The organism is Pontiella sp. (assembly GCF_041622395.1).
GTDB lineage: Bacteria > Verrucomicrobiota > Kiritimatiellia > Kiritimatiellales > Pontiellaceae > Pontiella.
This window is the reverse complement of record NZ_JBFJYW010000272.1, coordinates 1-5,186: the sequence shown is the minus strand read 5'-3', so window position 1 is coordinate 5,186 and position 5,186 is coordinate 1. Positions and strand designations below refer to the sequence as shown.

8 protein-coding genes and 1 tRNA gene are annotated in these 5,186 nt (G+C 59.4%); all 9 read right to left on the bottom strand.

Annotated elements, in window-relative coordinates; genetic code table 11:
* A partial coding sequence (locus ABYO54_RS13765) for a Do family serine endopeptidase (RefSeq protein WP_372808822.1) occupies positions 1-969 on the bottom strand: 969 nt, incomplete at its 3' end.
* A gap of 111 nt (positions 970-1,080) precedes the next feature.
* Positions 1,081-1,632, bottom strand: a complete 552-nt coding sequence (locus ABYO54_RS13760; protein WP_372808821.1) for a type II secretion system protein — start codon at positions 1,630-1,632, stop codon at positions 1,081-1,083.
* A 2-nt stretch (positions 1,633-1,634) separates the two neighbouring features.
* Entirely contained in the window at positions 1,635-2,120 is a 486-nt protein-coding gene (locus ABYO54_RS13755) for a type II secretion system protein GspG (protein WP_372808820.1), read from the bottom strand.
* Between the two features lie 62 nt (positions 2,121-2,182).
* Positions 2,183-2,956: an acyl-ACP--UDP-N-acetylglucosamine O-acyltransferase gene (gene lpxA, locus ABYO54_RS13750; RefSeq protein ID WP_372808819.1), complete on the bottom strand. Its 774-nt coding sequence runs from the start codon at positions 2,954-2,956 to the stop codon at positions 2,183-2,185.
* Positions 2,957-2,960: 4 nt separating this feature from the next.
* Positions 2,961-3,395: a 3-hydroxyacyl-ACP dehydratase FabZ gene (fabZ, locus tag ABYO54_RS13745; protein ID WP_372808818.1), complete on the bottom strand. Its 435-nt coding sequence runs from the start codon at positions 3,393-3,395 to the stop codon at positions 2,961-2,963.
* 86 nt (positions 3,396-3,481) lie between these two features.
* On the bottom strand, positions 3,482-4,189 hold the full coding sequence (lipB, locus tag ABYO54_RS13740) for a lipoyl(octanoyl) transferase LipB (protein WP_372808817.1): 708 nt from the start codon (positions 4,187-4,189) through the stop codon (positions 3,482-3,484).
* A 56-nt stretch (positions 4,190-4,245) separates the two neighbouring features.
* Positions 4,246-4,629 carry a glycine cleavage system protein GcvH gene (gene gcvH / locus ABYO54_RS13735; RefSeq protein ID WP_372808816.1) on the bottom strand — a complete coding sequence of 128 codons (384 nt, stop codon included), beginning with the start codon at positions 4,627-4,629 and terminating at the stop codon, positions 4,246-4,248.
* A gap of 38 nt (positions 4,630-4,667) precedes the next feature.
* Positions 4,668-4,741: transfer RNA gene (locus tag ABYO54_RS13730), tRNA-Cys, on the bottom strand.
* Positions 4,742-4,845: 104 nt separating this feature from the next.
* On the bottom strand, positions 4,846-5,186 hold a 341-nt coding region (locus ABYO54_RS13725; protein ID WP_372808815.1), incomplete at its 5' end, for a pantoate--beta-alanine ligase.

The window sequence follows — 5,186 nt, the reverse complement described above, 5'->3', positions numbered from 1 at the left end:
CACCTTCCGGCCGTCGAGCTCAACCACGATGTCGCCTTCTTTCAAGCCGGCCTTCTCGGCGGCGGAATCCTCCATCACTTGGTTGATCAGGATGCCGCCCTTCTCGTTGAGCCCGAAGCTCTTGGCGAGGTCTTCGTCGACCTCCTGGATATAGATGCCCAGGACGCTGCGCGAAACCTTGCCGTACTTGATCAGCTGGTCCTTGATCCGGACGGCCTGGTTGATCGGGATGGCGAAACCGATGCCCATGTAACCGCCCGTGCGGGTGTAGATGGCGGTGTTGATGCCAACCACTTTTCCATCGATGTCCAGCAGCGGGCCACCGGAGTTGCCGGGATTGATGGCGGCATCGGTCTGGATGAAGTTCCCGTATTCGGCGATGCCCGGTTCGTCGCGCCCCTTGGCGCTGACAATGCCGGCGGTGATGGTTTGCGACAGGCCGAAGGGATTGCCGGCGGCAATCACCCATTCGCCGACTTCGAGCGCGTCGGAATCGCCCAGATCGAGAACGGGCAGATCGTCTTCGCTTTCAACCTTGATCAAGGCCACCTCGGTTTTGGGGTCGGTGCCGACGACCTTGGCAACGAGCTCCTTGCCGTCGGCGAGGGTGACGGTGATGCGGTCGGCATCTTTGACGACGTGGTTGTTGGTGAGGATGTAGCCATCCTTGGAAATGATGAAGCCGGAGCCCTGCCCCTGCTGGCTGTACTTCTGGGTTTCAGGTTCCTGCTGTTGGTAGCCGTACCCGCGCCCGAAAAACTGCTCCAGGGGATTTTGATAGCGGTAGCGCTGAACCTCGACCGTTGTTTCGACATCGATGAAAACAACGGCGGGCAACGCCTTTTTGGCAATGGCGGAAAACGCACTGCCGGTCTGCTTCAGCTCTTCGGCGCTTTTGGCAAAAACGGGCCCACCCGCCAACAATGCCGCGGCAACCAAACCAATAAACACATATCTAACTCCACGCATAATCCATACTCCTTGGTTACAGTTTCAATACATGAAAGATGAAACTTTAGAGGATGGCACATGGAGAACGTTCAAAGTTGCCGGGGAAAAACCAACCCGACGCGGAACCGGCTATTCCCAGCTCTTCACCAGCGAATTGGTTGCGGAGGAATCGCCGCCCTGGGCATAGAGCCCCACGGCGGCCAGCGCCACCTTGCGGCGGACGCTTTCGCCGCCGATCGCCAACTCGCCGTCATAATCGGTGTCGAGCGCGATGCGGTACTGGAACCCCCACGGGTCCAGGAAGACGCCGGTCTGCCCATTGCCCTGCGGTTCGAGGAAAACCATGCCGGCTTGGTTGTAGGATTCGTCGCAGTCGTCGGCGTTGGTCAGGATCGAGATGATCCCCTCGCTGTCGGGATCGCCCGCGTCGCCCGAGTCCGTCGGATAGGTGAAGGTGATATCCTCCTCGCCCTGCACGACCAGTTCGCCGGCCGGGAGGAAGCCGTATTTGCTGCGGTAGGCCTTGATGGCGGTTTCGATCGACTTCATTTCCACCATCGCCTGCGCCCGCTTGGCGTTGGTGCGGGCGGAACGAACAACCCGGGAACCCAGCGTGGCCAGAATGGAGACGATGACGATGACCACCAACAGCTCTACCAATGTGAACCCACGTTTTTCCATGTTCAATTCCCCGGGTTGAAAGGACTGATGTCGTCCTCGGCGTTGATCGCATCCTGCCCCTTCGACCAGATGCGGTAAAGGAAACGGTTGGTGCAAACATATTGATATTCGTTCCCCCATGGATCAACCGGCACAACGCCCTCGGCCAGCCGTTTCAGTTCATCCAATTCAGGAAGCGCGGAGACCCCATCAGCGGTCGTCTGTTCGGGGTAGCGGCCGTATTCGGCCCGATATTCGTTGAGGGCGTTGCCGAAGATGCCGATCTCGGCCAGGGCGCAGCTCTCCTTGGCCTGGCGCTGCGCGAAGCGATAGCCCTTTGCGCCGAGGCCAATCAAAACGGCGACGACCACCAGCACCGCCAAGAGTTCCAGGAGCGTAAACCCCCGGCGGCGGCCCCGAAATCCCAACCCCGAAACCCCAGACCCGTTGAACAGGGCCCAGCACAAATGATCTGACCGACCGTTTTCGACCATTTGGTTTTCCGCCATTGGAGGTTGCTTCGGATTGGGATTGGAGGGTTTGGCGTTGCCGCAAACCGGGCGATGCCCGGCTAGCGCGCGATTCCGTTTTCGGAAGCGCGGCAGAATTCGAGCAGGTGCTTGATTTCGGGCGTCTGCTCGACCTCGGCCTCGATCCGGTCGAGCAGATCGGCCACGGGGCCTTCCCGCCGGTAGAGGATGCGGTAGGCTTCCTTGACCGCCTTGCGGCCGGCTTCGCTGACGCCGCGCCGCTCCATACCGATGCGATTGAAGCTGCGAACCTGAATCGGGTCGCCATGCGCAATCATGTAGGGCGGAACATCCTTGGTGATTTTCGACATTGCGCCGATGTACGCCATCGAGCCGACCCGAAGGAACTGGACAATCCCGACCGACCCCTCGATCGTGGCGAAGTCCTCGATCACGACATGCCCGGCAATCTGGCAGGCATTGACAATGATGACGCCGTTGCCGATGTGGCAACAGTGGGCGATGTGCGAATACGCCAGGATGTGGCACCCATTGCCCACCGTGGTGTAAGCGCCATCGTTGGTGGCGGCGTTGATGGTGACGTATTCGCGGATGGTGTTGTTGTCGCCGATCTTAACGCCCGGTTTTCCGCCTTTGAACTTGAGGTCCTGCGTCTTTCCCCCGAGCACGGCGAACGGCGAAACGCGGTTGCCGGCGCCCAGCGTCGTGTTGCCCTCGATCACCACATGCGACACCAGCTCGGTTCCGGAACCAATCACTGCTTCGCTGCTGATCGTGCAATAGGGGCCGATAATCGCGTCGTCGGCAATCTGCGCACCGTCGGCCACAATGGCTGTTGGGTGGATCTGTGCCATGGTCCTAAGCTCCGTACCCAAACGTGAGCTCGGCTTCGCTGACGACCGCGCCATCCACAACGCATTTTCCGTAGACCGTGGCCATGCGCGTGCGCAGGCGAACGGATTCGACCTCGATGCGCAGCTGGTCGCCCGGGATCACCATTTTGCGGAACTTGACGTTGTTCATCGACATGAAGTAGGCGGTCTTGCCTTCGTTTCCGGCACGCGAATTGAGCATCACGCCGGCAACCTGCGCCATCGCTTCCATCTGCAATACGCCGGGCATCACCGGATTGCCGGGGAAATGGCCCTGGAAAAACTCTTCGTTCATGGTGAGGTTCTTGATGCCGACCACAGTGCCCGCTTCCATGTCCATCTCGACGATGCGGTCGACCATGAGGAAGGGATAGCGGTGGGGAAGAATTTTCATGATTTCGGTAACTTGCATTACGGACATATCTCTCTCCTGTTGATTTAAATTAGCTGGCAGAAGCTAGGGATTATCCGATGCTTGTTCAATGTTTTTCTGCCCCGCGACGGGACTCAGGCAGACGGATGAACCAGCTCCGCCAGCGGATGCGGAAGCGCGCCGGCGGCATCGAACCGCTCCAGTTCGCGGTTGCAAACGGAGGAGAAATGGTTGAGCAGGGAATCGCGCACGGCGGGCATCGGCGGGCAGGTTTCGCCGAGAATGGTTTTCAACGAAGCAACGGGTTCGCCGACGAGCCCGCAGGGAACGATGGTGCCGAACCCCATCAGGTCGTTGCAGACATTGAAGCTCATGCCGTGGAACGAAACCCATTTCTTGAGACGAAACCCGATGGCGGCGATCTTCCCCGCCTGGGTCCACGCGCCGGACTTGCCTTCGCGGCGGAAGCCTTCGACCCCGTAGTCGCCCAACGTGCGGATGGCGATCTCCTCGAGATTGGAGAGGTAGCCATGGGAATCGGCCTCGTTGCCGCCCAGGAACAGGATGGGATAGAGCACCCACTGGCCGGGCCCGTGGAAGGTCACGTCGCCGCCGCGCTCGACCTGGAAGAGGTCGATGCCGAGCGCCCGGTATTCGTCTTCGGTCTTGAGCAGGTAGTTGTCGCGCCCGCGGTTGCCCAGCGTCACGGTCGGCGTGTGCTGCAGCGCCAGGACCGTGTCGGGAATCAGGTTCTCCTGCCGCGCCTTAAGCAACCGGCGCTGGAGATCGAGTCCCTCCTGATAAGGAACCGGCTCGTTGAAACTGACGGACCATGCATTCATGACGAAAAAAAAGGAGGACGGGCGTCCTCCTGAAGTACTGGTGCTAACGGCACGAATTAATCGGCCGGGCAGAGTTCCTCGTAGGAATCCGCATCCATCAGGTCGTCGATCTCGGACTCGTCCGACACCTTGATTTTGAACAACCATCCGGAACCGAAGGCATCTTTGTTGATGAGTTCGGGCGCATCTTCCAAGGCCTCGTTGACCTCGACGACTTCGCCGCTGACCGGGGCATAGACGTCGGCGGCGGCCTTGACGGATTCAACCACGGCGGCTTCGTCGCCGGCGGAGAATTCAGTTCCAACTTCGGGCAATTCGACAAAGGTCAAATCGGAGAGCTGGCTCTGGGCGAAATCACTAATACCAACGGTAGCGATTCCGTCTTCGAGGCTAACCCACTCGTGGGTTTTGGCGTAGAACAGATCCTGTGGAACCGACATTTTATTCTCCTGTTATCGATTGGTTGACCTGGAAAAAGTGGAGGTGCGGATCGGAGTCGAACCGATCTAGGTGGATTTGCAATCCACTGCCTAACCGCTTGGCTACCGCACCAGTGTTCTCAAAAGCGGAGACCAATGTAATGATGAGCCCATGGCTTTCAAACAAAAATATCCAAAAAAAGACCGGTAAATCGCAAGCGTTTCGCTAGCAGGCCCCTACGGCACCAAAACCGCGTTGTCGATTAGGCGGGTGGATCCGAATTTGACCGCCAGCGCAACCAACGTGCTGCCTTCGACGGCATCGACGGGCGCCAGCGAAGCGTCGTCGACAAACGCGATATAGTCGATCTCGGCCTCCGGCACCCGGGCGATCAGGGTGGCTATGCCCTTGCGCAGGACGGCGACGTCCGACACCCCTTGCTCCAGCAGGTCCGCCGCATGGTCGAGCGCCTGCCGCAGGCAAAGGGCGTTTTGGCGCTGGAGGTTGGTCAAGTATTTGTTGCGCGAGCTCATCGCCAACCCATCGGGCTCGCGCACGATGGGACCGCGGACAATCT